Origin of the sequence: Brevundimonas subvibrioides ATCC 15264, from assembly GCF_000144605.1 — a bacterium.
Lineage (GTDB): Bacteria > Pseudomonadota > Alphaproteobacteria > Caulobacterales > Caulobacteraceae > Brevundimonas > Brevundimonas subvibrioides.
In genome coordinates this window covers 1,583,982-1,609,680 of record NC_014375.1, presented here as the reverse complement: position 1 = coordinate 1,609,680, position 25,699 = coordinate 1,583,982, and the positions used below count along the sequence as shown (strand labels likewise).

Below are 25,699 nucleotides of genomic sequence, written 5' to 3'. Positions count from 1 at the left end.
AAAAGACCCTCCGAATGGCTCCGAAGGGTCTCGACAGAATTCACAATGTTGTCAGCCCTTTAGAGGCGGCTTCGGAAGCGATACCGAATGCTACCGAAGGGTCGGGACTATTCCCACTCGATGGTGCCGGGCGGCTTGGACGTGACATCGTAGACGACGCGGTTGACGCCGCGGACCTCGTTGACGATGCGCGTCGCGCACTTGCCGAGGACGTCCCAGGGGAATTCGAAGAAGTCGGCGGTCATGCCGTCGGTCGAGGTGACCGCCCTGAGCGCCAGCACCTTCTCGTAGGTCCGCGCATCGCCCATGACGCCGACGGTCTTGACCGGCAGCAGGACGGCGAAGGCCTGCCAGATCTTGTCGTACAGACCCGCCTTGCGGATCTCGTCCAGATAGATGGCGTCAGCCTGCTGCAGGGTCTCGACCGCGTCCGGCGTGATCTCGCCGGGGATGCGGATGGCCAGGCCCGGCCCGGGGAAGGGATGGCGGCCAACGAAGGCGTCGGTCAGACCCAGTTCGCGGCCCAGGGCCCGGACCTCGTCCTTGAACAGCTCCCGCAGGGGCTCGACCAGCTTCAGCTTCATATAGTCGGGCAGACCGCCGACGTTGTGGTGGCTCTTGATCACATGGGCCTTGCCGCTGGACGACGACACGCTCTCGATCACGTCGGGATAGAGGGTGCCCTGGGCCAGGAATTCGGCACCGTCGATCTTGCCGGCCTCGCGGTCGAAGACCTCGATAAAGACCCGGCCGATGATCTTGCGCTTGGTCTCCGGGTCGGACTGGCCCGCCAGTTCGCCAAGGAATTCCTTCGACGCATCAACGTGGATCAGCGGGATGTTGTAGTGTTCCCGGAACAGGGTCGTGACCTGGGTCGCCTCGTCCTTGCGCAGCAGGCCGGTGTCGACGAAGACGCAGGTCAGCTGGTCGCCGATGGCCTCGTGGATCAGCACCGCCGCGACCGACGAGTCGACCCCGCCCGACAGGCCGCAGATCACCTTGGCCGAGCCGACCTGTTCGCGGATCTGGGCGATCTTCTCGTCGCGATAGGCCGCCATGGTCCAGTCGCCCTTCAGCCCGGCGATGCCGTGGGTGAAGTTCTTCAGCATCTGGTGGCCGCGCGGGGTGTGCATCACCTCGGGGTGGAACTGGACGCCGTAGAAGCGGCGGGTCTCGTCGGCGATGACGGCATAGGGGCTGCCCGCCGAGGTGGCGACGACGTCGAAGCCTTCGGGGATGGCGACGATCTTGTCGCCGTGGCTCATCCAGACGGTTTCATCCTCGCCGACCGGGGCCAGATCGGCCAGCAGGGGCGAAGCCTTCTGGACGGTGATCTCGGCGCGCCCGAACTCGCGGGTGTGGCCGCCCTCGACCTTGCCGCCCAGCTGTTCGCACATGGTCATCTCGCCGTAGCAGATGCCCAGCACCGGCACGCCGGCCTCGAACACGGCCTGGGGCGCGCGGGGGCTGCCCTCCTCGTGGACGCTCTCGGGACCACCGGACAGGATGATCGCCGCCGGCTTCAGCGCCGCCAGCGCCGCCTCGGCCTTGGCGTAGGGATGGATCTCGCAATAGACGCTCGCCTCGCGCAGGCGGCGCGCGATCAGTTGCGTCACCTGGCTGCCGAAATCGACGATCAGGACTTTCTGGTGCGTTTCAGCCGACACGTTCAGTTTCCTCGATGTTCCAGCCAGACCCTGCGTTCGATGGTCTCGGCAAGGTAGCAGTCCGCGAATGCGACGGCGGCCCGGGACCCGGCGCCCGCCCGGGCACGATCGGCCGCGCAGTAGCTGTCGCGCATCTGGATCCACGCCCGTTCCATGTCGCGCAGCTCTATCCGGTCCTCGGGCGATGCGGCAGTGCGCATGCGCCGGTAGACGACGTTCAGCCGGTGGTCCTGACGCTCTGTCTCCGCGGTCATGCAGGCCAGTCGCCGCTCCGGAACCCGTCCCGCCGCGGCCATGCACTGCAGGTAGACCGGCGTCATCTGCGCCTGGATCTCCGGATCGGCCTGGGCGAACGACAGCGCCGTGGCGGCGAACAGGGCGATCATGCGGGCTCGCCCGGCAGCGGCGCTGTCAGACGCTCGAACTCCGCCTTCAGCAGGTCCAGCGCCTCGGCCAGGCCTTCGTCGATCACGGACAGGGTATCGGTCCAGTCGGACAGGCCGGTCAGGTCCGCCTTGCCGTCCGAGATGCCGCGCAGGCCCAGCACCGGCACGTCGAAGCGGGCGGCCGCGCGGACGACGGCATAGGTTTCCATGTCCACCATGTCGGCATCGATGGCGTCATAGGCCTCGCCCGAGACGACGGAGGCCCCGGTGGCCAGACGGGCATAGGGCTGGCCCGCCGGTCCGCTGGCCAGGGTCAGGACGGCGGGCTGGTCCAGAAAGGGCGTGACCCCGGGCGGAAAGCCGAGCACCGACGCATCCATGTCGCGATAGCCGACCTCGTCGACCCAGTAGACGCGGCCGTGTTCCAGCGTCTGGGACCCCGCCGAGCCGAGGCAGAGGATCACGTCGGGCAGCCGGCCCTGATGCGCCAGGTCGGCCAGCACGGCCGTCGTCTGGACCGCCGCCTCGACCGGGCCGACGCCGGTGATCAGGGGCTGGATGCGCGCCCGCAGGGCCGGGCCGTACTCGGCCTCCGCCGCCATGACGCACAGCGCCGTCAGCGGCCCGAAGTTCGAAAGCTCGAACGTCCCGCTCACGCCCGCCGCTCGTAGAGGGCGACGAAGAACCCGTCCGTGTCGGTCGTCGCCGGCGACATCCGCAGGCGATGGCCCTGGGCGAGGCCGGCCAGGGTCTCGCGCGCCGCGTCGGTCATGGCCGCGCTGCCGAGCGCCTCCGCGACCGGAACCGGCGCGAACGACGGATGGTCCTCCTCGAAGTGGTCGACCGTCGCCTCGTTCTCGACCCGCAGCATCGAACAGGTGACATAGACCAGCCGCCCGCCCGGTTTCACCAGCTTGGCGGCCCGCGCCAGGATCGCCATCTGCAGCGCGTGCATCCGGTCGACGTCCTCGGGCTTCAGCCGCCAGGCGTCCTCGGGCCGACGCCGCCAGGTGCCGGAGCCGGTGCAGGGCGCGTCGACGAAGACCACATCGGCGATGCCGACGATGTCCTCCACGCCGCCGCCATTGGGCCCCAGGTGGATCAGCTCGGCCTCGACGCCGGCGCGCGCCAGCCGGGGCCGGATGTTGTCGAGACGCTTCTGCACCACGTCGCAGGCGATCAGACGCCCCTCGGCCCGGGCGATCGTCGCGGCCTTGGGCTTGGATTTCGGCGCATCGACCCAGCCGGTCGGGGTCCAGATGCGTTCGGGTTCGGCCGGCGCGGCCTCGACGCGCGAGGCACCGTTCGCCAGGCCCTGCATCGCCAGGCCCAGGGTCTTGCCCCCGCCGCCGGCGCAATAGTCGACGACGGTCATGCCGGGCTCGACGCCCGCCAGCCAGCAGACGATCTGGCTGCCCTCGTCCTGGATCTCGATACGCCCGGCCTTGAAGGCCTCCAGCGCCTGGACGTTGGGCGGCGGCTCGGCCGACAGTCGCAGGCCCCAGGCGGACCAGGGCGTGCGTGTCGGGTTCAACCCCGCCTCGCGCAGCTCGGCCTCGACCTCGGCCACCGTGGCCCTGGCCCCGTTGACGCGCAGGTCGATCGGCGCGCGCGGCACCATCAGACCGGCGGCCTCCTCGGCCCAGCGGTCGCCGAAGGTGTTCCTGAAATCCTCGACCACGAACTCGGGCAGACCGGCCGCGACCCAGCCCGGGACCTCGTCGGCGGTCATGCTGATGCGCGACCGCTCCTGTTTCGACAGCGGCTTGGGGCCATAGCCGTCGCCGGCGTGCAGGGCCTCGATCTCCTCGACCGACAGGCCGTCGATCAGGCTCAGCGCGCCGATGACCAGCGCCCGCCCGTCCTCGCGCCCGCCCATGGCCCAGACCAGGCGGCCGCGCGCGCGCAGCACCTTGTAGACCTGGTCGGCGATGGCCCGGCGGTCTTTGGAGCCGGCGTAACGGTTCTCGGTCCCCCAGGTCTTGAGAACGGCCTCGGCCGGGGCCTTGCCCGCGCTGATGCGGTCGATGATGGCGGCGGCGGAGGCGAGACGGGCGGCGGGGGTCAAATCAGGAGGTCAGTTCAGGTTGTTCAGGTGAAAAGGGCGGCGAAGATGGCGACCAGACCGCCCATGGCGATCAGCCAGACGATCGATCGCACGAACGGGATGCCGAAGGCGTACAGCGGGATATAGACCAGTCGCGCCCAGAAGAAGGCCTGCGTCCCCCAGAAGGTCAGGGGCCCGTCCTCGCCGGCGACGTGGGCGATCAGCACCGCGCCGATGAACAGCGGCAGGGTCTCCCACATATTGGCCTGGGCCCGCTCCAGCCGCTGGGTGATGATCCCCGGCCGGGCCGGCACGCCGTCGCGCGCTCCGGCGTTCCAGTCGATGCCGTTGGCCATCGTCCGCCCGGCGGCGGGCAGGAAGATCAGCACGAAGGCCAGCACCAGCGTCGCCGCCAGCATGGTCAGTTCCGGTGTCGTCACCAGCACCCAGCCGTCACCCATCGTCGTCACCCCTGCCTGTAGTTCGGTGCCTCGCGCGTGATCATCACGTCGTGGACATGGCTTTCGCGCAGGCCCGCTCCGGTGATGCGCACGAAGCGTGCCCGGTCCTGGAACTCCGCGATCGTGGGTGCGCCGACATAGCCCATGGCGGCGCGGAGCCCCCCGACCATCTGGTGCAGCACCGGCGCGATCGGCCCCTTGTAGGGGGTCTGGCCCTCGATACCCTCGGGCACCAGTTTCTGGGTGTCCTCGACTTCCTTCTGGAAGTAGCGGTCCGCCGACCCGGCGCCCATGGCCCCGACGGAGCCCATGCCGCGATAGCTCTTGTAGGACCGGCCCTGGTACAGGAACACCTCGCCGGGACTCTCGTCGGTTCCGGCGAACATCGAGCCCATCATCGCGACCGAAGCGCCCGCCGCGATGGCCTTGGCCAGGTCGCCCGAATACTTGATCCCGCCGTCGGCGATGACCGGGGCACCACTGTCCTTCGCGGCGCGCACCGCGTCCATGATGGCCGTCAGCTGGGGCACGCCCACGCCGGCCACGATCCGGGTGGTGCAGATGCTGCCCGGGCCGATGCCCACCTTCACCGCATCCGCGCCCGCGTCGATCAGGGCCCGCGCCGCGTCATAGGTCGCGATGTTGCCGGCGATGATCTGCAGACGGTTGTTCTCGCGCTTGATCCGCTCGACGACCTTGGACACCTGGGCCGAGTGGCCGTGGGCGGTGTCGATCACCACCACGTCGCAACCGGCGTCCGCCAAGGCCATGGCGCGCTCGAACCCGGCGTCGCCGACGGTCGAGGCCGCGCCGACCAGCAGCCGGCCCTGATCGTCCTTGGCCGCGTGCGGATGGGCCTGGGCCTTCTCGATGTCCTTCATCGTGATCAGGCCGGTGGCGCGATAGTCCTCGTCCACCACGATGACGCGTTCGATCTTGCGGGTGCGCAGCAGCGTCCGCGCCTCGTCGCGGCCGGCCCCCTCGCGCACGGTGACCAGGTCGCCCGTGGTCATCAGGTCGGCGGCCCGGGTGTTGGGATCGGTGTCGAACCGCATGTCCCGGTTGGTCAGGATGCCGACCAGCTTGCCGCCCGCGTCCACCACGGGAAAGCCGGAGATCTTCCGGTTCGCCACGATCTGCCGGACCTCGCCCAGCGTCGTTTCCGGACGGATGGTCACCGGGTTGATGACCATGCCGCTTTCGTAGCGTTTCACCGTCCGGACCTGATCGGCCTGTTCCTGCACCGTCATGTTGCGATGCAGGATACCCAGACCGCCGGCCTGGGCCATGGCGATGGCCAGACGGCTTTCGGTGACCGTGTCCATGGCGGACGAGGTCAGCGGGATGTTCAGTCGGATGTCGCGCGTCAGCCGGGTCGAGACATCAGCCTCTGCAGGCATCACCTCGGACGGGCCGGGTTCGAGCAAAACATCGTCGAAGGTGAGCCCTTCGCGAATCTCCATGGGAGTCTCCGTTTTGCGGGCCGCCTATCCTCTTTCGCAGACGCGAAGTCAACCGCGACGCATCCAAACCCGATCCCGTGCGTAAGTCTTTTCAGCAGGACTTGAAACTTTCAGCCTGAGCTAACATTTTAGAGGCAGATGGTCGTCACCCTCGCCAGATCCGTGCAGAGCCTCGCGCTCAAGATCGCCTCCTACGGCGTCATGCACCTTGTCGTGGCGATGCTGGTGGCTTTCGCCATCACGCGCGACTGGCGCATGGCCCTGGCCATCGGCGTGGTCGAGCCCTTCTTCCAGACCATCGCCTATTCCTTCCACGACCGCATCTGGCACCGGATCGAGCATCGCCGGACCCGCAGCGGCATGGAGGAGGCGAGCGAGGCCGTCACCGCCCGCCTGGACGTCATGAACGCCGAGGAACAGGCCCGCGCCCACGGCCACCACGGCCACAGCCACGCCCTGCCCTCGCTGAAGAAGATCGCCGTCAAGACCGTGACCTACGGCGTCATGCATTTCGTGGTGGCGGTGTCGGTGGCGTTCGCCATCACCCAGGACCTGAAGGTTGCCCTGACCGTAGGGGTCATCGAGCCCCTGGTGCAGATGGTCTTCTTCGCCATTCACGACCGCATCTGGACCGGCCGCGAAGCGCGCCGGTCCGCGACACAGGCGGCCTGATCACCGCCTATTTGCGGTTTAGCGCCACCAGATAGACCTCCGACGAGCCTTTGCGGCTGGCGGCGGGCTTGACGTATTTCACCTCCTGGAACGCCGCCCGCAGCTCGGCCAGCACGCGCCCGGCGTCGCCGCCCTGGAAGTTCTTGGTCACGAAATGCCCGCCGGGCCGCAGCGTGCGGATGGCGAAGTCGGACGCGACCTCGATCAGGGCGATGATCTTCAGGTGGTCCGTCTGGCGGTGGCCGACGGTGTTGTGCGCCATGTCGGACAGGACGAGATCGGGCGGACCGCCCAGCAGGTCGATCAGTTGTTGGTCCACCCCCGGATCGGTGAAGTCGGCCTGGATCAGCGTCGATCCGGGAATCGGCTCGATCGGCAGCAGGTCGACGCCGACGACGGAGGCCGCGCCCCGGTTGACGCACACCTGCACCCAGCCGCCCGGGGCCGCGCCCAGGTCGATGACGCGGGAGCCCCGCTTCACCAGATGAAAGCGGTCGTCGATCTCGCTGAACTTGAAGGCCGCGCGGCTGCGCCAGCCCTCGGCGCGCGCCTTTTCGGACCACGGATCGGCCAGCTGGCGCTTGATCCATTCGATGGACGAGATGGACTTCTTCTCGGCCGTCTTGATCTTTCCGCCCATGCCGCGGCCAGCCGCGGTCCCGCCCGTCGGCGGTTTGACCATGCGGCGACGCTCTTGCGGGGCGGACGCGGGCTTTTCATCATCACTCATCGCCCCCACATAGCGCCGACGGCCCTCAGGGGCTATGACCCCCCGACTTTACCTCCATGGAGCGCCCGATGGCCGACCAGACCCTGACCCTTACCCTCGAGACCGGCGACGTCGTCATCAAGCTGCGGCCCGACCTGGCCCCCGGCCACGTGGCCCGCATCACCGAGCTGGCGTCCGAAGGCTTCTATGACGGCGTGGTCTTCCACCGCGTCATTCCCGGCTTCATGGCCCAGGGCGGCGATCCGACCGGCACGGGCACCTCGGGCTCCAAGAAGCCGAACCTGAAGGCCGAGTTCTCGAACGAGCCGCACGTGCGCGGCATCTGCTCGATGGCCCGCACGAACCAGCCGGACACGGCCAACAGCCAGTTCTTCATCGTCTTCGACGACGCGACCTTCCTCGACGGCCAGTACACCGTCTGGGGCGAGGTGATCGAAGGCATGGATCACGTCGACGCCCTGCCCAAGGGCGAACCGCCCCGCAACCCGGGCAAGATCGTCAAGGCGACGGTCAACTAGAACGACTGGAAAGGCGGCCCCCCGGGCCGCCTTTTTCGTCAGTCCCCGCCGGACCAGGCGAACTTCACGCCCGTATAGCTGCGCCCGTCGATGGTGACGGCGGCGGTCATGGCGGAGGCTTCGCCCTCCCCCAGGTTTCGACGCGCCGTCGACAGCGCCCCCTGATCCAGCCGCGCATCGAAGGTCACGCGTCCATGCTCGGGACTGGTGCCCGTCATGCGGACCCGGCCGTCGCTGACCGAATAGCTTTCTGGCAGGACCCGCTCGGTCTGTTCGCCGGGAACCAGGAACTCCAGCATCACGGGCGCGAAGGTCGCGCTGCGCTTGCCGTCTTCCCAGTCCCGGAACTCGGGTTCCTGGCCGACGAAGACGGTCGTCAGCTGGAAATCGTCCGGCCCCACCTGGGCCCCCGGAAGATAGTAGCCGGACAGGTCGCCGGTCTGGCTGTGGGCGAAGGCACCTGCCCGCGCAGTATTCGACGTGGCCTCGGCCGCAGGGCCGGCCTTCGGCTGTGCGGGTGGCGACAGATCACAGGCGGCGACGAGGAGGCTCGCGGCCACGGCGACGATGAGGGGGCGCATGGTGTCTCCTGAACAGGCTTTCGCGGGATCATACCCCGATACGGCCGTCCGGCGCACCGACCGCTCAGGGCAGATGGATCAGGACCGGCAGCCAGCCTTGCGCCTGGGCCCAGTCGACGCCCTCGAAGATCGGCACGGCCAGCAGGAAGACCAGTCCGTCGCGGATCGTGGTCAGGAAGAACTGGGGCCGCACGGTCAGCTCCGCGTTGTCCTGCCATTTGCTGAAGGCGGGGCCGCAGCGCGGCGTGCGCGCCATATAGGCCTTGTAAGGCTCGCCGAACTCGGCCGTCAGCCAGGCCTCCTCCTGGCGGATGGTGAAGTGGAACACCGCCACGGCGATCACCACGAACAGCACGCCCATGCTGAAGCTGCCCGTCTGGGCCCCGACGCCGAAGGCCCCGAAATAGCTGAAGACGTAAAGCGGGTTACGGCTGATCGAATAGGGGCCGGTCGAGACGATCTCGGCCTTCTTTCGCCCGCCGATATAGAGCGAGCACCAAGCCCGACCGACGATGCTGATGACGATGGCCCCCAGGCCGACCGATTCGATGCCTTCGGAGAGCGGCTCACCCACCCACGGCGAGGACGAGACGAAGGCCAGCGCGACTGCCGCGAGCAGGGCGATTCCGAGAACCCACTTCCGGATCAGCTGGATTCGCTGCAGATCGAAGGCGTTGGTCGTCGTCACAGTCATGTCACGTCCCGGTCACTTTCCGGACGAGAACGCCAAAGCGTGACCGCGCGCAAGCGCTATCTTTGCGACTGAAAATCGCCTGCGCTACCGGTCGAGCGAACGGTCCAGGGCCCGGAAGGCGGAAACCGACAGTTCCGTCGCGCTGGCGAAGACTGCGGGTGTGATCCGCTCGAAATCGTCCGACGGGCGGTGATAGTCGGGGTGGTAGTCGACGCCCAGGTACAGGAACGGCACGCCGGCCGTGAAGAAGGGCCCGTGGTCGGAGGCCTGGACCCAGTTGTTCTCGCCCGTGTCCTGCGGCGTGTCCTTGCCGAACGCCAGCGACACGGATCCGTCCGCGGGAACGGTCTCGAGGATCGGCCGGAAGGTCGGGTTCTGATAGGTGCCGGTGACCCACAGATGGCCGTCGGTCTCGGCTCGCGATGTCATGTCGAAGTTCAGGTTCAGCGCGATCGACGACAGCGGCACGGGCGGGGCCTGGACGAAATGCTTGGCCCCCAGCAGGCCGTGCTCCTCGCCGTCGAAGGCGACGAAGATCACGCTGTGCTCGGGCGGCGCGTCCTTCAGCCGGGCGGCGATCTCCAGCATGGTGGCGACGCCCGAGGCGTTGTCGTCGGCTCCGTTGTAGATCTGGCCTTCGCTGATCCCCACGTGGTCGTAGTGCGCGGTGATGACGATGTAGCGGTCCGGCACCCGCGTGCCCTCGACCAGACCCAGGATGTTGATTCCGTTGTAGGTCTTGGGCCCCTGGCGCGTGCGGCCGTCCAGGGTCCAAGGCTGAAGCCGGCCCACCGGCGGGGCGGCGATGCCGAGGGATTCCAGCCGCGCGACGATATAGGCCCGCGCCCGCTCCCCTCCGGCGGTTCCGGTGTCGCGTCCCTCCATGTCGTCGGCCGACAGGATGCGGACGTCGGCCAGAAGCTGGTCGTAGGAGGGCGTGCCGGCCACCGGTGCGGCTGCGGCCGGCACCTCCGCGTCGGTCATGGCGGCGCAGGACGACAGCAGGACGGCGGCGGTGGTCAGGGCCAGGAAGCGGAACGAACGGGACATGGGGTCTCCTGAAAGGTCCTCACCGGCATAGACGTCGGCGGGTGGCGCGTCAGATTAACTTCCTGTCATCCCGCCGGGCTGGCGAGGCCGCGCGGCGATGCTAAACCGGGCCATGGCCCTGACCCCCGTCGAATCCCTGAACGAAGTTGAGGCTGAGGCCGAGCTGGCCCGGCTGGCCGCCGAAATGGCCGCGCACGACGCCGCCTATGCCGAGGCCGCGCCGACGGTATCGGACGCCGACTACGACGCGATGAAGGCCCGCAACCTGGCCATCGAGACCCGGTTTCCGGCGCTGGTGCGGTCCGATTCGCCGTCGCTCAAGGTCGGGGCCCCCGTCTCGACCCAGTTTACCGAGGTGCGCCACGGCGTACCCATGCTGTCGCTGGACAATGCCTTCGAGGCCGCCGACGTGACGGACTTCGTCGCCCGCATCCGGCGCTTCCTGAACCTCCCGGCGGACGAGGTCGTCGCCTTCACGGCCGAACCCAAGATCGACGGCCTGTCGGCCAACCTGCGCTACGAGGACGGTGTCCTGGTCCAGGGGGCGACCCGCGGCGACGGCCGGGCGGGCGAGGACATCACCGCCAATCTGAAGACCATCGCCGACATTCCGCACCGGCTGAACGGCAAGGGCTGGCCCGCCCGCATCGAGGTGCGCGGCGAGGTCTATGCCCCCAACGACGCCTTCGCCGCCTTCAATGCCGAGGCCGAGGCTGCCGGCCGGCGGACCTACGCCAACCCCCGCAACTTCGCCGCCGGGTCGCTGCGCCAGATCGATCCGACCGTGACGGCCGCCCGGCCCCTGCGGTTCTTCGCCTATGCCTGGGGCGAGACGTCCGAGCCGTTCGCGGAGACCCAGGCCGGCGCGCTTGAGGCCTTCGAGGCCTGGGGCTTTCCGGTCAATCCGCGCTCGGTCCGGGTCGAGGGGTCCGACGGCCTGATCGACGTCTATCGCGGTCTGGAGACCGACCGCGCGGGTCTCGGCTATGACATCGACGGCGTCGTCTACAAGGTCGACCGGCTGGACTGGCAGACCCGCCTCGGCTTCGTCTCCCGCAGCCCGCGCTGGGCCATCGCCCACAAATTCCCGGCCCAGCAGGCGACCACGGTGCTGGAGGGCATCGACATCCAGGTCGGTCGCACCGGCTCCCTGACCCCCGTCGCCCGCCTCGCCCCCGTCACCGTCGGCGGCGTGGTGGTGCGCAACGCCACCCTGCACAACGAGGACGAGATCGCGCGCAAGGACGTCCGTATCGGCGACACCGTCGTGCTGCAGCGCGCCGGGGACGTCATCCCCCAGATCGTCTCCGTGGTGCTGGACAAGCGCCCGGCCGACGCCTTGCCCTATGTGTTCCCGACCCACTGCCCGGTCTGTGGGTCCGAGGCGGTGCGCGAGGGCGACGACGTGCGCCGCCGCTGCACCGGCGGGCTGATCTGCAGCGCCCAGCTGATCGAGCGGCTGAAGCATTTCGTCTCGCGCCGCGCCTTCGACATCGAGGGGCTGGGCGAGAAACAGCTCAGCGCCTTCCACGACCGCGGCTGGATCCACGAGCCCGCCGACATCTTCCGCCTGGCCCGGGACGCCGACAAGCTGGACGCCCTGCGCGCCGAGGACGGCTATGGCGAGACGAGCGTGCGCAACCTGGTCGCGGGCATCGACGCGCGCCGCGTCATCAGCCTCGAACGGCTGATCTTCGGCCTCGGCATCCGCGACATCGGCGACCAGACCTCCCTCCTGCTTGCCCGCCATTTCGGCGACTGGGCCAGCTTCCACGCCGCGGCGATGGAGGCCGCGTCGGGCATCCCCTCGCCGGAATGGACGCAGCTGGCCGAGGGCCATGGCGTTTCGCCCCGCACCCTGTCGGTCATGGCGGCCGCCACCCTTTCGCCCGCCGATCCCTGGCCCGAGGCTCCGATCGACCAGAAGCTGGCCCTCGCCTTCCCCGGCATCGCCGCCCCCGCACGCCGCGCGCTGGGTCCGCTCGCAGTCGACTGGGCGGGCATCGTCGAACTGGCCCGGATCGCGCGCGAGGACGGCCCGTCGATGACGCTGGGCGAGATCGCGGGCATCGCCGGCGTCGGGCCCGTCGCCGCCCGCGCGGTCGCCGACTTCTTCCATGAGCCGCACAACCAGGCCGTCGTCGCCGCCCTGCTGGCGGAACTGACCACCGTCCAGGATGCCGAACGCCCCAAGTCCGACACCGCCGTCACGGGTAAGACCGTGGTCTTCACCGGCGCGCTGGAGCGGTTCACCCGCGACGAGGCCAAGGCCCGGGCCGAAAGCCTGGGGGCCAAGGTCTCCGGTTCGGTGTCGAAGAAGACCGACTACCTCGTCGCCGGCCCCGGCGCGGGGTCGAAACTGGCCGACGCGCAGAAGCACGGCGTCGCCGTCCTGACCGAGGACGAATGGCTGGCGCTGATCGGCGGTTGACCTGCGCCACGAAAACCGCCTGATCCGCGTCCAACCTGCCTGCACCAGTATCCGGAGTACCCAGAATGATCCGTCCCCTCGCCCTCGCCGCGCTCGCGATGTCCACGCTCGCCGCCCCCGCCATGGCCCAGAGCACCGACCCGACCGGCCTGTGGCAGACCCCGACCAACGGCGGCCAGGTCCGGATCGCCCGCTGCGGCCAGGCGCTGTGCGGGACCCTGGTGACGTCCAACAATATCCGCAGCAACCCCGGCCTGCTGGACGAGAACAACTCCAACCGCGCCCTGCGGACCCGCACGATCCGCAACGTCCAGCTGCTGAGCGGCTTCACGGGCGGGCCGACCGAATGGCGCGGCGGTCAGGTCTACAATCCCGAGGACGGCCGCACCTATCGCGGCACCATCACCCTGACCAACCCCAACACCCTGAACCTGCGCGGCTGCGTGGTCGCGCCCCTGTGCCGCAACCAGACCTGGACCCGCGTGCGCTAGGTCCAGGTCGGCTCCGTCGGCCGCGCGGACCAGGAGGTCAGCCAGAGCTTGATTCACGCTTTCGGCGGACCCACGCAGTGGGTCCTCCTCAAACGATCAAGCTCTAGCGGTTCAGCGCGGCCCGGCCGGCGGCCGCATAGCGTTCGCCGGCGGCGGCATCCTTGGGGAAGACCGCTTCGATGCGGGCCAGATCCCCGGCCGTCAGCGCCACCTCGGCCGAGGCGACATTGTCCTCCAGCGTCGTCACGCGCCGCGTCCCGGGGATCGGCACCAGATGCTCCCCCTGCGCCAGCACCCAGGCGAGGGCCAGCTGCGCGGCCGTCACGCCCTTGTCCGTGGCGATCGCCGTCACCGCCTTCACCAGGTCGATGTTCTTCTGGAAGTTCTCGCCCATGAAGCGGGGATTGGTCCGGCGGAAATCGCCCTCCTCCAGGTCGTCGATCGACTGGATGTCCCCCGACAGGAAGCCGCGACCCAGAGGGCTGTAGGGCACGAAGCCGATGCCCAGCTCCTCGCAGGTTTGAAGGATCCCGTCCTCGGGTTCGCGCGACCACAGCGAGTATTCGGTTTGCAGGGCCGTGATCGGATGGGTCGCATGCGCCTTGCGCAGGGTCTCCGGCGCGGCCTCGGACAGCCCCAGGAACCGGACCTTGCCCTCGGTGACCAGTTCGGCCATCGCGCCCACCGTCTCCTCGATCGGCGTGTCCGGATCGACGCGGTGCAGATAGTAGAGATCGACGTGGTCGGTGTTCAGCCGCTTCAGGCTGCCCTCGATCGCGCGGCGCACATTGGCGGGCGAGCCGTCGACCTTCAGCGCCGTGCGCTCCGCATTGTAGCCGATGCCGAACTTTGTCGCGAGGAAGATGCGGTCGCGCCGGCCCGCGAAGGCCCGGCCCAGCAGTTCCTCGTTCGTATAGGGGCCGTACATCTCGGCCGTGTCGAACAGGGTGACACCCAGCTCCAGCGCCCGGTGCAGCACGCCCGTCGCGGTCGCCTCGTCGGAGGGCGCGCCGTAGAAGGCGCTCATCCCCATGCAGCCCAGGCCCACGGACGAAACCTCGGGACCGTTCGGTCCAAGACGACGGGTCTTCATGGGGCATGCTCCGGGGTTGTTGAGGCCGAAAGGTCGGGTCTCACCCCCCGATCCGCAACCCCCTCAGAGCGGCGCGCACTGCCGCTCCAGCCAGGCCAGAACCACACCGTCCAGCAGCGGCCCCACCTTCGCCAGCGTCTCCGCATGATAGGCATCGACATAGGCCCGCTCGTCCGCCGTCAGCAGGGCGACGTCGATCAGCCGCCGGTCCAGCGGCGCGAAGGTCAGCTGTTCGAACCCGTGCATCGGCCGCTCGCCGCCCGGAACGGCCTCGGGCGGCGTGACCACCTGCAGGGTCTCGATCCGGATGCCCCAGTGGCCCTCGCGATAGTAGCCGGGCTCGTTCGACAGGATCATGCCGGTCAGCAGGGGCTGGCTGTTCACCGCCTTGGCGATCCTCTGCGGCCCTTCGTGGACCCCCAGATAGCTCCCCACGCCGTGGCCGGTCCCGTGGTCGTAGTCCAGCCCCGCCATCCACATCGGCAGGCGGGCCAGAGCGTCCAGCTGGTGGCCCGTCGTGCCCGCCGGAAAGCGCACCGTCGCCATGGCGATATGGCCCTTCAGCACCAGGGTGAACATGCGCCGCTGATCGGCCGAGGGCTCGCCGATGGCCATGGTCCGGGTGACGTCGGTCGTGCCGTCCAGATACTGGCCGCCGCCGTCCACCAGCAGCAGCGAGCCCGTCTCCATCCTGCGGATCGTGCGCGTCACCGGCTTGTAGTGCGGCAGGGCCGCATTGGGCCCGACCCCGGCGATGGTGTCGAAGCTGAGGTCCTTCAGCGCCCCGGTTTCCTCGCGAAACCGCTCCAGCGCCTCGACCACCTGGCGTTCGTCGGGCAGCTCGACCTGGGCGACCGTGTCGACCCAGTGCAGAAACCGGGCGAGCGCCGCGCCGTCGCGGATGTGGGCCTGACGCGATCCCTCGATCTCGACCGGGTTCTTGGCCGCGCGCGGCAGGGCGCAGGGATCCATCCCCTTGACCACCGTGGCTCCGACCAGGGCCAGCCGGTCGAAATACCAGGCCGATGACTGGGCCGGATCGATCAGGACACGCACGCCCTTCATGCCTTCCAGCGCCTGCGGCAGCTCGCCGGGGTTCATCAGGGTCACGTCGTCGCCCAGCCAGCCGGGCAATTCGTTGGTGACCTTGGCGGGATCGAGGAACAGCATCGCCGTGCCATTGGCCGCCACGATGGCCTGGGCGAGCGGCAGCGGCGACCGGATTACGTCCCCACCCCGCACATTGAACAGCCAGGCGATCGACGAGGGGGCGGTGAGGACGCAGGCCTCGGCCCCGGCCTCGGCGATCGCCGCGCCGATCCGGGCGCGCTTGGACGCGCTGCTCTCGCCCGCATAGCGATCCTCATGCGGCACGACGGGAGCCGTCGGCTGGGCCGGTCTCGCCTCGGCCCATGCGACGTCGACCGGGTTGTGGTCCACGGGCTTCAGCGTGGCACCGGCTTTGGCCGAGGCGCGCTTCAGCCGTGCGAGGGCATCGGGACTGTGCAGGCGAGGATCGTATCCGATCACCATGCCGTCGGGGATCTTCTCCAGATAGGCCGGCACCCCACCCTCGACGAGGTCGAGGATCTCGAACTGCCCCGCATCGACCTGGGCGCGGACCTGAACGGTGTACCGACCGTCCGCGAACACCGCCGCCCGGTCCTTCAGGACCACGCCCGCGCCCGCCGAGCCGGTGAAGCCGGTCACCCAGGCCAGCCGGTCGTTGGCCGCCGGCAGGTATTCGTTCTGATGCTCGTCCTCGTGCGGGACCAGAAACCCGTCCAGCCCCTGACGCGCCATCGCGGCGCGCACGAGCGGAAGGTGTTCCGCTCCGAAGGACGGATCGGTGGTTTCGTCGAAGGTCTGGCGCATGCCGCACGCATAGCGCCCCCTCCCCCATCCGGGAAAGAGGGCGCGTCGGCGTCAGGGCTGGGGCGAGGTCGGGGTCACGGTGGCGACGTCGGGCGACGACGGGGCCGGCGTAGACACGGGCACTTCGACGCGGCGCTCGATGATGACGGGCGGCTGGCTGGCGGCGCGGGCCTGTTCGGCCCGGGCCTCGTTGGTCGCGCGGATGGCCTCGGCCTGGGCGCGGGCGGCATCCATCCGCGCCATGTCGACGCTCTGCTGCGCGCCGTTGATCTGGTTTTGCAGAACGGCCTGATCGGCCTGGGCCTGGGCGGCGGCGGCGTCGGCCTGCGCCTGGGCCAGCTGCGCCTGCGTCTCGTCGGTCGTGCCGCGATTGGCCAGGATCCAGAAGACGGCGATCAGGACGACGGCGGCCAGACCGCCCGCGATCCACCAGCCGGTGCTGGACTCGCGGCGCACCACGACGGTCTCCGTATAGACGGGCTCGCTCACCACGATCCGCTCGGGCGGAATGCGGTTCGGGTCGGGGTCGTACTGGCTCACGGGAAGTCCCTCCATTGAGCCAGCGTAACGGCGGCGCATTGTCGCGGTTCCGCCTCAGCCCATCCGGCGCAGGACCAGGGCGCTCCAGGCATCCCGGTGGATGCGGCGCTCCAGCCGGAACCCGCGCGACAGATAGGCGGCCGACACCCGCCGCTCCTGCGTGCGCAGCAGGCCCGACAGGATGGCCACCCCGCCGATGCGCAGGCTCATCTTGATGTCCTGCGACAGGGCGACCAGGGGCGGGGCCAGGATGTTGGCGAACACTAGATCGTAGGGCGCACCCGCCCGGACCTTGACGTCGTTCAGGCCGGACGCATGGACGAACCGGGCATGGGCCTGGTTCAGCTTCGCGTTCTCGTTGGCGATCCGCACCGAGGGCGCATCGATATCGGTCCCGACGGCCAGGGCCGCGCCGGTGCGGGCGGCCGCGATGGCCAGCACGCCCGTGCCGCAACCGACGTCCAGCACCTTCTCGAACCGCTCGCGCTTCAGCAGCTCGTCATAGGCGACCAGACAGCCGACTGTCGTGCCGTGGTGTCCTGTCCCGAACGCCGCGCCGGCGTCGATCTTCAGGTTCACGGCATTGGGCGGCACCCGCCCCTGGTCGTGCGCCCCGTAGACGAAGAACCGGCCGGCCCGCACCGGCGGCAGCCCCGACAGCGACATGGCCAGCCAGTCGGCGTCCGCCAGGGTCTCGACCTTGACCGTCACACCGGTGTGCAGGGCCAGCCGCGCCACCAGACCGTCGGCCTCGGCCTCGGAAGTGGGGAAGGCGTCGATGCGCCAGACGTCCCGGTCCTCGTCCTCTTCCAGGATGGAATAGGTCGCGCCTTCCAGCATGACGTCGGTGTCGATGTCCTCGGCCGCCGCTTCGCAAGCGACGCGCGAGCCGTGGGCGATGATTTGAACGGGATTATAGGACATGGTGCTCAAACGCCGGTATCATTGCGAATCGTTACAACCAGACAGGCGTTTGGGCGCTCCCGTTCCTGACGCGATTGTTCTAACCGAGGGGTCGGGGAATACATGGCCAAGTCACCGTCTACTGCGTCGCCGAAAGCGACCGCCGCTTCCAAGCCTAAACCGGCGCCGAAGTCGAGCGCCGCGAAGACCGCTACCGCTGCAAAGGCAACCGCTCCGGTCAAGACGACCGCCGCAAAACCGGCCAAGGCGCCCGCAGTGAAGACCGCCGCGGCGAAGGCTCCGGCACCGAAGGCCGCAGCAAAGGCACCGGCGGCGAAGGCTCCCGCGGCCAAGGCCCCCGCCGCCAAGGCGCCCGCCGCCAAGCCGGCTGCGAAGGCTCCGGCCCCGAAGGCCTCGGCTCCCGCCCCCAAGGCCGCCACCAAGCCCGCCGCCAAGGCCCCCGTGAAAGCGCCGGCCGCCAAGGCTGCCCCCAAGACCGCTGCAAAGACTCCGGCTCCGAAGACCACCGCGCCCAAGGCCGCTGCGTCCAAACCCGCCGCCGCCAAGCCCGCGCCCTCGACGGCCGCCGCCGCCGCCAAACCGGCCACGGCTCCCACGCCCGCTCCCGCGCCTGCAGCCAAGCCTGCCGTGACCCCCGCGCCGACCGCTTCGGCACCGGTGACGCCGCCCGCGCCCAAGGCCCCGGAAAAGAAGAAGGGCTTCTTCGACACCCTGGCCGACGCGATCTTCGGCAAGCGCTGATCGGGTCTGAAATGCGAAACGCCGGGCAGCACATGCTGCCCGGCGTTTTCATGTCTGGTGGATGGCGGGCCGATCAGTCGGCGGGCAGGTCCTCGGCCAGGATGGCCATCTCGAACATGAAGCTGCCGTCCTCGTCCTCGTCGTCGAACACGACGCCGATGAACTCGTCACCGACATAGACCTCGGCGGAATCGGTCACCTTGGGCCGGGGCTTCACGACGATCCCGCCCGTATTGAATGTGCGCTTCAGGTGGGTCTCGATGCGCTTCATGTCTGCGGTGTTCACGGCGGGCCTCGATGGTCTGGAAATGAGCGGCGGACCCTAGAGACGCGAGCCTGCGAAGGAAACCCCGGCCGTCAGATCACGAAGTCATAAACGATGTCGGCCAGGGTATGATCCATGGTCCGGGCGGGCGTCGCATCGGTCGGGCAGTTGACCAGACGCGCGGGGACCCCGGCCACGGTGCAGCCCGCCGGCACCGGCTTCAGCACCACCGACCCCGAGGCCACCTTGGCGTAGTCGCCGACCACGATATTGCCCAGCACCTTGGCCCCGGCCCCCAGCAGGACGCCCTTGCCGATCTTGGGGTGACGGTCGCCGCGTTCGGCCCCGGTCCCGCCCAGGGTCACCCCGTGCAGCATCGACACCTCGTCGCCGATCACCGCCGTCTCGCCAATGACGATGCCCGTGCCGTGATCGAGGAAGATGCCGGACCCGATTTTCGCCCCCGGATGGATGTCCAGCTGGAACAGCTCCGAGATCCGGCTCTGGAAGTGGAAGGCCAGGGTCTCGCGTCCCTGACCCCACAGCCAGTGCGCCACCCGCCAGGCCTGCAGGGCTTGGAAGCCCTTGAAATAGAGGAACGGCTGCAGCAGCGACTTGATCGCCGGATCCCGCTCAGCCACGGCCTGCAGGTCCGCCTCGGCCGAGGCGACGATCGAGGGGTCCGACCAGAAGGCGAAGGCGCAGACCTCGCGCACGCTCATCGGGGCCAGTTCGGCGTCGCCGATCTTGCGCGCGATCTGGAAGCTCAGGGCATTGGCCAGATCGATATGGGACAGGATGGTCGCGTTCATCAGCGACCCCAGGTGAGGTTCGCTGCGCGCGGCCTCCTCGGCCGACGCCCGCAACTGGCTCCAGATGCCGTCCTGCGAGGCGACCACTTCCAGCTTGTGCATCACCGGCTCCATTCGATCATCATACCCGCGCCCTCACGATCTTGTAAGCATGGCGTGCGCCAGCCAGCCCGGCAGCTGCCCTTCCCGCGCCATATGGTAGGCCCGGTAGGCCGTCGCCACCGTGAACCCGTCCAGCACCGCGCCGCGCTCGATCTCGTGCAGCAGCTGGGTGAACGGCACCCGCACCACGGCGATCACCTCGGTCGGGTCGGGGTCGAGCGGCACGGGCGTCAGATCCCATGCGATCCAGGTCAGGCCGATCTCGTCGGTGATCGAGTTCGAGACCTCGATGGCCAGCGCCCGCTTCCACGCCCCGGCCTTCAGCCCGGCCTCCTCGGCCAGCTCGCGCATCGCGCCCTGCAGCGGGTCCTCATCGAACGGGGCCCCGCCCTCGGGCATCTCCCACGAATAGTTGCCCCGGGCGAAGCGCGCCTGACCCACCAGGGTGACGGTCCCGTCCGCGTGGACCGGCAGGACCCCGGTCGCCAGGTTCTTGAATCGCAACACGCCATAGCGCGCCGCCCGCCCGGTCGGGGCCACCGCGTCGTGCTGCGTCACCTTCATCCAGGGCGTTTCATAGACGACGTCGTGCCCCCGATCCTGCCACGGCACGGGCGTCGGCAGCCCCTCGGCCCAGGCCGGAACGGGGCGGTCCTCGCCGAAGGGATCCTGATCGTCCATGGCCCCAGCTATGGCGCGAAAGCATGACGTCGCCTAGTTGGAAGCCATGGCCCTGCCCCCTTCCGCCGCTCTCGGCACGCCCCTGCCCCTGCCCACCCGGTCGCCGGACATGCTGCACCGGCTGGCGACCCGCCGGTCCGCCCCGGCCCAGGCCCTGATGGACCCCGGCCCCTCGGACGGCGACATCGACACCCTTCTGACCCTGGCGGCCCGCACGCCCGACCATGGCAAGCTGTTTCCCTGGCGCTTCGTCGTCCTGGGACGCCAGACCCGCGCCGACCTCGCCGAACGCCTGGCGGTCATGGCCGTCGAGCAGGGCCTGCCCGGCAAGGCGACCGCCGTCCTGGCCAAGCTGACCGCCGCCCCGACCACCGTCCTCGTCATCTCGACCGCCGCCCCCGCCTCCAAGCCCGTCTGGGAACAGGAACTGTCGGCCGGCGCCGTGTGCATGAACCTGGAGCACGCCGCCGATGCGCTGGGCTTCTCGTCCAGCTGGATCACGGACTGGTACAGCTACGACCCCGACGCCCTGGCCCTGTTCGGCGTCCGCGAGGGCGAAAAGGTCGCCGGCTTCGTCCACATCGGCACCGTGGCCGAACCGCCCCTGGAGCGCGAACGCCCCGACGTCTCGGCCCTGACCACCACCCTGCCCTAGGCTTTCGCCCACTCCATCAGCATGAACCAGGGAGCGCGGTCGTAGTGCGCCGCGCGCACCGGATCGCCCGCCGGGTTCGCGCGTGGCTCGGCGAAGTGCGTCAGGGTCAGCCCCTGCTCCAGCAGCAGCGTCATGTAGGTGCCGAGCGGCCGGTGCCAGTTCTGGATGCGAATGCCCTTCCAGGCGATCCAGCCGACCGTCTCGTCCAGATAATGATCCATGGCATGGGCCCGCCGCCCGTCCGGCAGGGTGACCCACCCCAGCTCATGGGCATCGGCGGCGGAGTTGTAGGCCGCCAGATTGGCGATCAGCAGCCGGCCGCCGGGGGCCAGCACCCGCGCCATCTCCGCGATCGCGGCCCGCACATCCGGAATGTCGATCAGCGACAGATAGCTGACCACCAGATCGAAGGTGCCGTCCCCGAACCCCAGGGCCTCGGCCGCCTCGACGCGGTAGTCGCCGCCGGGATGCAGCCGGCGCGCATGATCGATCAGGGCCGCCGTGGGGTCGATGCCGACCGCCGCCACCCCCTCCGCGCTCAGCATCCGGCAGAACCGGCCCTCGCCGCAGCCGACGTCCAGCGCCCGGGCATAAGGCCTCATCCGGACCCGCTCCAGCATCGGCGCGTCCATGACCCAGCGTCGCCCGAAGTCGCCCTCGTCCCCCTGGGAGGCGACCCAGGCGTCGGCGGAGGCCTCCCATCCGTCGCTCATCGCGGCTCCTCCTCCGGCCGGTGCACCAGCGACACCATCACCACCGAGATGATCATCAGCAGGAACCAGCTCCCCAGCTTGGACACCGACACCATCTCCCACCCCGCCTGCTGTCCCGGATAGGCCCAGGCCCGCCCCAGGGTCCCCAGATTTTCGGCGAACCAGATGAACAGGGCCACCAGCAGATAGCCGAGCAGCAGGGGCATCTTCAGCCGCGTGCGGTTCGCCGTGAACCAGAACCACCCTCGCCCGAACAGCAGGGCCGTGGCCACGAACAATCCGGTCCGGATGTCCGGCAGCCAGTGATGGGCGAAGAAATTGACATAGATCGCGGCCGCCAGGACCCAGGTCGTCCACACCGGCGGATAGCCCCGCACCCGGATATGGAAGATCCGCTGCACCCGCGCGATATAGCTGCCGACGGCCGCATACATGAACCCCGAGAACAGCGGCACGGCCCCGATCCGCAGCACCGAGTCCTCCGGATAGACCCACGACCCGTGCGCTGTCTTGAACAGCTCCATGATGGTCCCGGCGATGTGGAACAGCAGGATCACCCGCGCCTCGGCCCAGCTCTCCAGCTTCAGACCCAGCATCGCCGCCTGGATCAGGACCGCCCCGACGACGAGAAAATCGTAGCGCGAGACCGGCGCATCGTCCGGCCACAGCAGGAAGGTCACCAGGATCAGTCCCAGCATCGCGCCGCCGAACAGACAGGCATAGGCCTGTTTGATCCCGAACATCAGGAAGGTGAAGCCCAACCGGCTCCACGCCGCGCGGTCGGCCACGACCTGCAGCGCGTCGAGCTTGCGGCGGCCCCAGGATTCCCAGGGAAGGCGATCGGATCGGTGCACGGCCGAGCCTAGGCAGGGAAGGCACCGTTCGCCAAGACCGCGCCTTGTCAGAACGACGAAAGCCGGCCCCGCATCGCTGCGAAACCGGCTCCCGTCATCCCTTGACGCACACCACCTGACGCAGGGTGTGCACGACCTCGATCAGGTCGGTCTGGGCCGCGATGACCGCGTCGATGTCCTTGTAGGCCATCGGCGTTTCGTCGATCACCTCGGCGTCCTTGCGGCATTCGACGCCTTCGGTCGCGCGGACGTGGTCCTCGACCGTGAAGCGCCGCTTGGCCTCGGTCCGGCTCATCGCCCGACCGGCGCCGTGCGAGCAGGTGCAGAACGAGTCCGCATTGCCCTTGCCGCGCACGATGAAGGATTTCGCCCCCATCGAGCCGGGGATGATGCCCAGCTCATCCAGCTTGGCCGACACCGCGCCCTTGCGGGTCAGGAACACGTCCTTGCCGAAATGACGCTCCTTCGAGACGTAGTTGTGGTGGCAGTTCACCGCTTCCTGCGTCGTCTCCAGATCCGGCCAGAAGGCCTTCAGCACGCCCAGCACCGAGTCCATCATCACCTCGCGGTTGGCGCGCGCGTATTTCTGCGCCCACGACACCGCCCGGACATAGTGGATGAAGCCGTCCGTCCCCTCGGGGAAATAGGCCAGGTCCTGGTCCGGCAGGTTGATGTGCCACCGGCGCATCTCGTGCTTGGCCCGTTCGATGAAGTAGGTCCCGAACCGGTTGCCCACGCCCCGCGAGCCGGAGTGCAGCATCACCCACACGTCCCCCGCCTCGTCGAGACAGAGCTCGATGAAGTGGTTGCCGGTGCCCAGCGTCCCCAGGTGGCCGAAGCCGCGCGGGTGCGCCGCCTTGGGGTGGGCCTCGACCACGGCGTCGTAGCCGGCCTTCAGGTCCGCCCAGCGGGTCACGGCCGAAGCCGGCGGCTCGCCGGCCCAGGCACCCTTGTCGTTGCGCCCGCCGTTGTCGGTCCGGCCGTGCGGAACGGCCGCCTCGATGGCGGAGCGGATGGCCGACAGGTCGTCCGGCAGGTGTTCGGCGCGGATCGAGGTCCGCACCGCCATCATGCCGCAGCCGATGTCCACGCCCACGGCGGCCGGGATGATGGCCCCCACGGTCGGGATCACCGACCCCACGGTCGCACCCATGCCCCAGTGCACGTCGGGCATGACCGCGACGTGTTTGTGGATGAACGGCAGCGAGGCCACGTTCTTCAGCTGTTTCAGCGCCGCATCCTCGATGGGCACCCCCCGGGTCCAGGCCTTGATCGGCACATGGTCCGGGTTTTCGATCACGTCATGGCCACGCATGGCGGATGCCTCCTTTTCTGTCTGTGATCCTCACGGACCGGCAGCGGAGATGTCGCTTGCGGATACAAGAAACCCCTCCGGCCGGTGGCGGGAGGGGTTGCTGGAAAACCGAAGTCTTTCGACCGTTCGTCCCTACACCGCCTCCGCGCACGCGCCATTGCCCTCGACCGGCTGGCGGTCGAAGTTCATGGGCAGATACGAGGTGGCGACTTTCAGGAACATGGTTCGCTCGTCTTCGGGAGGCGTCCCATAGAGGAGCGGCCGACGTAAATCCAGCCGGTTTGTGCCGATGCCGCTCGACTGTCGATACGCCTGCGCGACAACCGGCTCAGGCGTGGTCGGCGTCCAGATACCGCATTGTGTGGTCGCGCACGTCCGCCGGCCAGTCCTCCATCTCCTGGTTCAGCCGATCCCGATCCCCGGCGAACAGGGCGCGCGACGCCTCCTCGAACCCGGGCATGTCGCCCGCCATCGCCTGCATGAACCGATAGGCCGCCTCGCGCGCGGACCGGCTTCGGCCCTCATCCGCCCCGTCGCGTCGCGCGGTTTCGACCAGACGCCGCAAGGCCACCGACGCGCCCCCCGGCTGGGTATTCAGCCAGTCCCAGTGGCGCGGCAGCAGCGTCACCTCGCGCGCGACGACACCGAGCCTGGGCCGCCCCCGTTTCGGCGGGGCGACCGCGACCGTGTCCGCGACGATCGCATCGCGCGGGTCCAGATCGGCCACCCGGCCGGTGTCCGCGTCGAACACCAGGACGCCGTCCGGCGCCCCACCGTCGATGGCGCGCCAGGCCGCTGCGCTGGCCTGCGCCCAGTCGCCCCGCGCCAACAGGCGGGAGCCTTCGAACACGAAAAAGCGTCCCGCTGCATCGATCATATATTTACCCGGGTAAAACTATCCGGCTATATTACCCGGGCAAAAAGGAAATGTCATGACCCGCCCCGACCGCAAGGCCCTCATCGCAGCGTACAAGGACCGCAAGACCATCGCCGGCGTCTTCGCCGTCATCTGCGGCGCGACCGGCGAGGTCTGGGTGGGGGCCAGCCGCCATATCGACACCCAGCAGAACGGACTGTGGTTCTCGCTCCGCCTCGGCAGCGGTCGCACCCCCTCGCTTCAGGCCGCCTGGGCCGAACATGGCGAGGACGCGTTCCGCTTCGAACAACTGGACCGCCTGCCCGAGGACACCTCCGCCCTCGCCCGCGACACCGAGCTCAAATCCCGCGCAGCCCTGTGGACGGCCCGGTTGGACGCGCGAAAGCTGCTTTGAAGACGCCTACCCTCGCCCGCGATACGTCGGCACGCCCTGGTCGGGCAGCCACAGGCCCTCGGGCGGCGCGCCCGTCTGCCAGAAGACGTCGATTGGGATACCGCCGCGCGGGTACCAGTAGCCGCCGATGCGCAGCCAGCGGGGGCTCAGCAGGTCGGCGATCCGCTTGCCGATGGCGACGGTGCAGTCCTCGTGGAAGGCGCCGTGGTTGCGGAAGGCCGTCAGGTACATCTTGAGCGACTTGGATTCGACGAGCCAGTCGCCGGGCGCATAGTCGATGACGATGTGGGCGAAGTCGGGCTGGCTCGTCACCGGGCACAGGCTGGTGAACTCCGGCGCGGTGAACCGGGCCAGATACAGGGTGTCGGGATGCGGGTTGGGCACGCGCTCCAGAACCGCCGTCTCGGGCGTGGTGGGCTGGACGGTGTGCTGGCCCAGTTGGGAGAGGCCTGAGGTGTCGGTGGTCATGGCGCTTCTCTAACGCCAAGCCCGTTTCGCGTCGATGCGTCCGATTCTGTCGTCGGTGCGTGGTAGGGTCCGTCCTTCTCCCCGGCTCGGCCCCCGACGTCAGGGCGAACAGGTCGGACGGGTCGAACGGGTCGGACGGTGTTTTTTCAGACCGCCTCGACGCCGGATTTGCCTTCCCCCGCGACACCCGGTTAAGCGT

At 69.0% G+C, this 25,699-nt stretch carries 29 protein-coding genes; 7 read left to right on the top strand and 22 right to left on the bottom strand.

All coding sequences use genetic code 11. From position 1 onward, the window contains the following. Positions 1 to 107: 107 nt before the first annotated feature. From guaA to guaB, 6 genes are read right to left on the bottom strand one after another with little or no spacing between them, the layout of a single operon-like run. Positions 108 to 1,667, bottom strand: coding sequence for a glutamine-hydrolyzing GMP synthase (gene guaA, locus BRESU_RS08090; RefSeq protein WP_013269052.1), 1,560 nt, complete (start codon positions 1,665 to 1,667; stop codon positions 108 to 110). 2 nt (positions 1,668 to 1,669) lie between these two features. Further along, positions 1,670 to 2,053, bottom strand: a complete 384-nt coding sequence (locus BRESU_RS08085; protein ID WP_013269051.1) for a lysozyme inhibitor LprI family protein — start codon at positions 2,051 to 2,053, stop codon at positions 1,670 to 1,672. Continuing rightward, the gene (locus BRESU_RS08080) at positions 2,050 to 2,709 is read right to left on the bottom strand and encodes a 5'-methylthioadenosine/S-adenosylhomocysteine nucleosidase (RefSeq protein WP_013269050.1); all 660 of its coding nucleotides are present in this window, start codon (positions 2,707 to 2,709) and stop codon (positions 2,050 to 2,052) included. Before BRESU_RS08080 ends, BRESU_RS08085 begins: the two co-directional genes overlap by 4 nt. Continuing rightward, complete coding sequence (locus BRESU_RS08075; protein ID WP_013269049.1) at positions 2,706 to 4,121, bottom strand: RsmB/NOP family class I SAM-dependent RNA methyltransferase; 1,416 nt, start codon at positions 4,119 to 4,121, stop codon at positions 2,706 to 2,708. The genes BRESU_RS08080 and BRESU_RS08075 overlap by 4 nt, the downstream gene beginning before the upstream one ends. Before the next feature lie 23 nt (positions 4,122 to 4,144). Further along, a complete protein-coding gene (locus BRESU_RS08070) occupies positions 4,145 to 4,561 on the bottom strand; it encodes an MAPEG family protein (protein WP_013269048.1) in 417 nt (138 codons plus the stop codon). A 5-nt stretch (positions 4,562 to 4,566) separates the two neighbouring features. Continuing rightward, the gene (gene guaB / locus BRESU_RS08065; RefSeq protein WP_013269047.1) at positions 4,567 to 6,024 is read right to left on the bottom strand and encodes an IMP dehydrogenase; all 1,458 of its coding nucleotides are present in this window, start codon (positions 6,022 to 6,024) and stop codon (positions 4,567 to 4,569) included. 138 nt (positions 6,025 to 6,162) lie between these two features. Here guaB and BRESU_RS17145 point away from each other — a divergent pair, with 138 nt between their 5' ends. Continuing rightward, a complete protein-coding gene (locus BRESU_RS17145; protein WP_013269046.1) occupies positions 6,163 to 6,696 on the top strand; it encodes a DUF2061 domain-containing protein in 534 nt (177 codons plus the stop codon). Between the two features lie 7 nt (positions 6,697 to 6,703). Here BRESU_RS17145 and BRESU_RS08050 read toward each other — a convergent pair whose 3' ends face one another. Continuing rightward, on the bottom strand, positions 6,704 to 7,426 hold the full coding sequence (locus BRESU_RS08050) for an RlmE family RNA methyltransferase (RefSeq protein ID WP_041761451.1): 723 nt from the start codon (positions 7,424 to 7,426) through the stop codon (positions 6,704 to 6,706). Positions 7,427 to 7,494: 68 nt separating this feature from the next. Between BRESU_RS08050 and BRESU_RS08045 the strand changes: the two genes are divergently transcribed. Further along, the gene (locus BRESU_RS08045; RefSeq protein ID WP_013269044.1) at positions 7,495 to 7,944 is read left to right on the top strand and encodes a peptidylprolyl isomerase; all 450 of its coding nucleotides are present in this window, start codon (positions 7,495 to 7,497) and stop codon (positions 7,942 to 7,944) included. Between the two features lie 38 nt (positions 7,945 to 7,982). Here BRESU_RS08045 and BRESU_RS08040 read toward each other — a convergent pair whose 3' ends face one another. The 3 genes from BRESU_RS08040 to BRESU_RS08030 all read right to left on the bottom strand — a co-directional run bounded on the left by BRESU_RS08040 (position 7,983) and on the right by BRESU_RS08030 (position 10,269). Beyond that, on the bottom strand, positions 7,983 to 8,525 hold the full coding sequence (locus tag BRESU_RS08040) for a hypothetical protein (protein ID WP_013269043.1): 543 nt from the start codon (positions 8,523 to 8,525) through the stop codon (positions 7,983 to 7,985). Positions 8,526 to 8,589: 64 nt separating this feature from the next. Beyond that, entirely contained in the window at positions 8,590 to 9,219 is a 630-nt protein-coding gene (locus tag BRESU_RS08035) for a methyltransferase family protein (protein ID WP_013269042.1), read from the bottom strand. 84 nt (positions 9,220 to 9,303) lie between these two features. Next, entirely contained in the window at positions 9,304 to 10,269 is a 966-nt protein-coding gene (locus BRESU_RS08030) for a M20/M25/M40 family metallo-hydrolase (RefSeq protein ID WP_013269041.1), read from the bottom strand. A 112-nt stretch (positions 10,270 to 10,381) separates the two neighbouring features. Between BRESU_RS08030 and ligA the strand changes: the two genes are divergently transcribed. After that, complete coding sequence (ligA, locus tag BRESU_RS08025) at positions 10,382 to 12,700, top strand: NAD-dependent DNA ligase LigA (RefSeq protein WP_041761449.1); 2,319 nt, start codon at positions 10,382 to 10,384, stop codon at positions 12,698 to 12,700. Positions 12,701 to 12,765: 65 nt separating this feature from the next. Next, positions 12,766 to 13,191: a DUF2147 domain-containing protein gene (locus BRESU_RS08020; RefSeq protein ID WP_013269039.1), complete on the top strand. Its 426-nt coding sequence runs from the start codon at positions 12,766 to 12,768 to the stop codon at positions 13,189 to 13,191. 103 nt (positions 13,192 to 13,294) lie between these two features. Here BRESU_RS08020 and BRESU_RS08015 read toward each other — a convergent pair whose 3' ends face one another. From BRESU_RS08015 to BRESU_RS08000, 4 genes are all read right to left on the bottom strand, one after another. Then, complete coding sequence (locus tag BRESU_RS08015) at positions 13,295 to 14,284, bottom strand: aldo/keto reductase (protein ID WP_013269038.1); 990 nt, start codon at positions 14,282 to 14,284, stop codon at positions 13,295 to 13,297. Positions 14,285 to 14,347: 63 nt separating this feature from the next. Then, positions 14,348 to 16,159, bottom strand: a complete 1,812-nt coding sequence (locus BRESU_RS08010; RefSeq protein ID WP_013269037.1) for an aminopeptidase P family protein — start codon at positions 16,157 to 16,159, stop codon at positions 14,348 to 14,350. Between the two features lie 51 nt (positions 16,160 to 16,210). Further along, on the bottom strand, positions 16,211 to 16,699 hold the full coding sequence (locus BRESU_RS08005; protein ID WP_013269036.1) for a hypothetical protein: 489 nt from the start codon (positions 16,697 to 16,699) through the stop codon (positions 16,211 to 16,213). Positions 16,700 to 16,753: 54 nt separating this feature from the next. Then, a complete protein-coding gene (locus tag BRESU_RS08000) occupies positions 16,754 to 17,623 on the bottom strand; it encodes a 50S ribosomal protein L11 methyltransferase (RefSeq protein WP_013269035.1) in 870 nt (289 codons plus the stop codon). A 255-nt stretch (positions 17,624 to 17,878) separates the two neighbouring features. Here BRESU_RS08000 and BRESU_RS17545 point away from each other — a divergent pair, with 255 nt between their 5' ends. Then, complete coding sequence (locus BRESU_RS17545; protein WP_169308014.1) at positions 17,879 to 18,364, top strand: hypothetical protein; 486 nt, start codon at positions 17,879 to 17,881, stop codon at positions 18,362 to 18,364. A 73-nt stretch (positions 18,365 to 18,437) separates the two neighbouring features. Here BRESU_RS17545 and BRESU_RS07990 read toward each other — a convergent pair whose 3' ends face one another. The 3 genes from BRESU_RS07990 to BRESU_RS07980 all read right to left on the bottom strand — a co-directional run bounded on the left by BRESU_RS07990 (position 18,438) and on the right by BRESU_RS07980 (position 20,224). Next, a complete protein-coding gene (locus BRESU_RS07990) occupies positions 18,438 to 18,635 on the bottom strand; it encodes a DUF3126 family protein (protein ID WP_425358225.1) in 198 nt (65 codons plus the stop codon). Between the two features lie 86 nt (positions 18,636 to 18,721). Further along, positions 18,722 to 19,543, bottom strand: a complete 822-nt coding sequence (cysE, locus tag BRESU_RS07985; RefSeq protein WP_013269032.1) for a serine O-acetyltransferase — start codon at positions 19,541 to 19,543, stop codon at positions 18,722 to 18,724. Positions 19,544 to 19,576: 33 nt separating this feature from the next. After that, positions 19,577 to 20,224, bottom strand: a complete 648-nt coding sequence (locus BRESU_RS07980) for an NUDIX domain-containing protein (protein WP_013269031.1) — start codon at positions 20,222 to 20,224, stop codon at positions 19,577 to 19,579. A 46-nt stretch (positions 20,225 to 20,270) separates the two neighbouring features. Here BRESU_RS07980 and BRESU_RS07975 point away from each other — a divergent pair, with 46 nt between their 5' ends. After that, entirely contained in the window at positions 20,271 to 20,879 is a 609-nt protein-coding gene (locus tag BRESU_RS07975) for a nitroreductase family protein (RefSeq protein ID WP_013269030.1), read from the top strand. Here BRESU_RS07975 and BRESU_RS07970 read toward each other — a convergent pair. The 4 genes from BRESU_RS07970 to BRESU_RS07955 all read right to left on the bottom strand — a co-directional run bounded on the left by BRESU_RS07970 (position 20,876) and on the right by BRESU_RS07955 (position 24,611). Beyond that, the gene (locus tag BRESU_RS07970; RefSeq protein ID WP_013269029.1) at positions 20,876 to 21,592 is read right to left on the bottom strand and encodes a class I SAM-dependent methyltransferase; all 717 of its coding nucleotides are present in this window, start codon (positions 21,590 to 21,592) and stop codon (positions 20,876 to 20,878) included. The genes BRESU_RS07975 and BRESU_RS07970 overlap by 4 nt on opposite strands. Continuing rightward, the gene (locus tag BRESU_RS07965; RefSeq protein ID WP_013269028.1) at positions 21,589 to 22,446 is read right to left on the bottom strand and encodes a DUF817 domain-containing protein; all 858 of its coding nucleotides are present in this window, start codon (positions 22,444 to 22,446) and stop codon (positions 21,589 to 21,591) included. The genes BRESU_RS07970 and BRESU_RS07965 overlap by 4 nt, the downstream gene beginning before the upstream one ends. A gap of 94 nt (positions 22,447 to 22,540) precedes the next feature. Next, on the bottom strand, positions 22,541 to 23,761 hold the full coding sequence (locus BRESU_RS07960; RefSeq protein WP_013269027.1) for an RtcB family protein: 1,221 nt from the start codon (positions 23,759 to 23,761) through the stop codon (positions 22,541 to 22,543). 328 nt (positions 23,762 to 24,089) lie between these two features. Then, positions 24,090 to 24,611, bottom strand: coding sequence for a DUF2239 family protein (locus BRESU_RS07955; protein ID WP_245528618.1), 522 nt, complete (start codon positions 24,609 to 24,611; stop codon positions 24,090 to 24,092). 82 nt (positions 24,612 to 24,693) lie between these two features. Between BRESU_RS07955 and BRESU_RS07950 the strand changes: the two genes are divergently transcribed. Next, a complete protein-coding gene (locus tag BRESU_RS07950) occupies positions 24,694 to 25,032 on the top strand; it encodes a GIY-YIG nuclease family protein (protein ID WP_013269025.1) in 339 nt (112 codons plus the stop codon). 6 nt (positions 25,033 to 25,038) lie between these two features. Here the strand turns inward: BRESU_RS07950 and queF are convergent, their stop codons facing one another. Next, positions 25,039 to 25,500: a preQ(1) synthase gene (queF, locus tag BRESU_RS07945; protein WP_013269024.1), complete on the bottom strand. Its 462-nt coding sequence runs from the start codon at positions 25,498 to 25,500 to the stop codon at positions 25,039 to 25,041. Positions 25,501 to 25,699: the final 199 nt, after the last annotated feature.

What these genes read in the sequence shown, in the direction of transcription:
- BRESU_RS08010 (WP_013269037.1), bottom strand. Translation starts at nt 16,159, where the DNA reads ATGCGCCAGACCTTCGACGAAACCACCGATCCGTCCTTCGGAGCGGAA.
- BRESU_RS07980 (WP_013269031.1), bottom strand. Translation starts at nt 20,224, where the DNA reads ATGGACGATCAGGATCCCTTCGGCGAGGACCGCCCCGTTCCGGCCTGG.
- BRESU_RS07970 (WP_013269029.1), bottom strand. Translation starts at nt 21,592, where the DNA reads ATGAGCGACGGATGGGAGGCCTCCGCCGACGCCTGGGTCGCCTCCCAG.
- BRESU_RS08050 (WP_041761451.1), bottom strand. Translation starts at nt 7,426, where the DNA reads ATGAGTGATGATGAAAAGCCCGCGTCCGCCCCGCAAGAGCGTCGCCGC.
- BRESU_RS07960 (WP_013269027.1), bottom strand. Translation starts at nt 23,761, where the DNA reads ATGCGTGGCCATGACGTGATCGAAAACCCGGACCATGTGCCGATCAAG.
- ligA (WP_041761449.1), top strand. Translation starts at nt 10,382, where the DNA reads ATGGCCCTGACCCCCGTCGAATCCCTGAACGAAGTTGAGGCTGAGGCC.
- guaB (WP_013269047.1), bottom strand. Translation starts at nt 6,024, where the DNA reads ATGGAGATTCGCGAAGGGCTCACCTTCGACGATGTTTTGCTCGAACCC.
- cysE (WP_013269032.1), bottom strand. Translation starts at nt 19,543, where the DNA reads ATGCACAAGCTGGAAGTGGTCGCCTCGCAGGACGGCATCTGGAGCCAG.
- BRESU_RS08040 (WP_013269043.1), bottom strand. Translation starts at nt 8,525, where the DNA reads ATGCGCCCCCTCATCGTCGCCGTGGCCGCGAGCCTCCTCGTCGCCGCC.
- BRESU_RS08030 (WP_013269041.1), bottom strand. Translation starts at nt 10,269, where the DNA reads ATGTCCCGTTCGTTCCGCTTCCTGGCCCTGACCACCGCCGCCGTCCTG.
- BRESU_RS08085 (WP_013269051.1), bottom strand. Translation starts at nt 2,053, where the DNA reads ATGATCGCCCTGTTCGCCGCCACGGCGCTGTCGTTCGCCCAGGCCGAT.
- BRESU_RS08035 (WP_013269042.1), bottom strand. Translation starts at nt 9,219, where the DNA reads ATGACTGTGACGACGACCAACGCCTTCGATCTGCAGCGAATCCAGCTG.
- BRESU_RS07950 (WP_013269025.1), top strand. Translation starts at nt 24,694, where the DNA reads ATGACCCGCCCCGACCGCAAGGCCCTCATCGCAGCGTACAAGGACCGC.
- queF (WP_013269024.1), bottom strand. Translation starts at nt 25,500, where the DNA reads ATGACCACCGACACCTCAGGCCTCTCCCAACTGGGCCAGCACACCGTC.
- BRESU_RS08000 (WP_013269035.1), bottom strand. Translation starts at nt 17,623, where the DNA reads ATGTCCTATAATCCCGTTCAAATCATCGCCCACGGCTCGCGCGTCGCT.
- BRESU_RS17145 (WP_013269046.1), top strand. Translation starts at nt 6,163, where the DNA reads ATGGTCGTCACCCTCGCCAGATCCGTGCAGAGCCTCGCGCTCAAGATC.
- BRESU_RS07975 (WP_013269030.1), top strand. Translation starts at nt 20,271, where the DNA reads ATGGCCCTGCCCCCTTCCGCCGCTCTCGGCACGCCCCTGCCCCTGCCC.
- BRESU_RS08015 (WP_013269038.1), bottom strand. Translation starts at nt 14,284, where the DNA reads ATGAAGACCCGTCGTCTTGGACCGAACGGTCCCGAGGTTTCGTCCGTG.
- BRESU_RS08020 (WP_013269039.1), top strand. Translation starts at nt 12,766, where the DNA reads ATGATCCGTCCCCTCGCCCTCGCCGCGCTCGCGATGTCCACGCTCGCC.
- BRESU_RS08070 (WP_013269048.1), bottom strand. Translation starts at nt 4,561, where the DNA reads ATGGGTGACGGCTGGGTGCTGGTGACGACACCGGAACTGACCATGCTG.
- BRESU_RS07990 (WP_425358225.1), bottom strand. Translation starts at nt 18,635, where the DNA reads ATGAAGCGCATCGAGACCCACCTGAAGCGCACATTCAATACGGGCGGG.
- BRESU_RS08045 (WP_013269044.1), top strand. Translation starts at nt 7,495, where the DNA reads ATGGCCGACCAGACCCTGACCCTTACCCTCGAGACCGGCGACGTCGTC.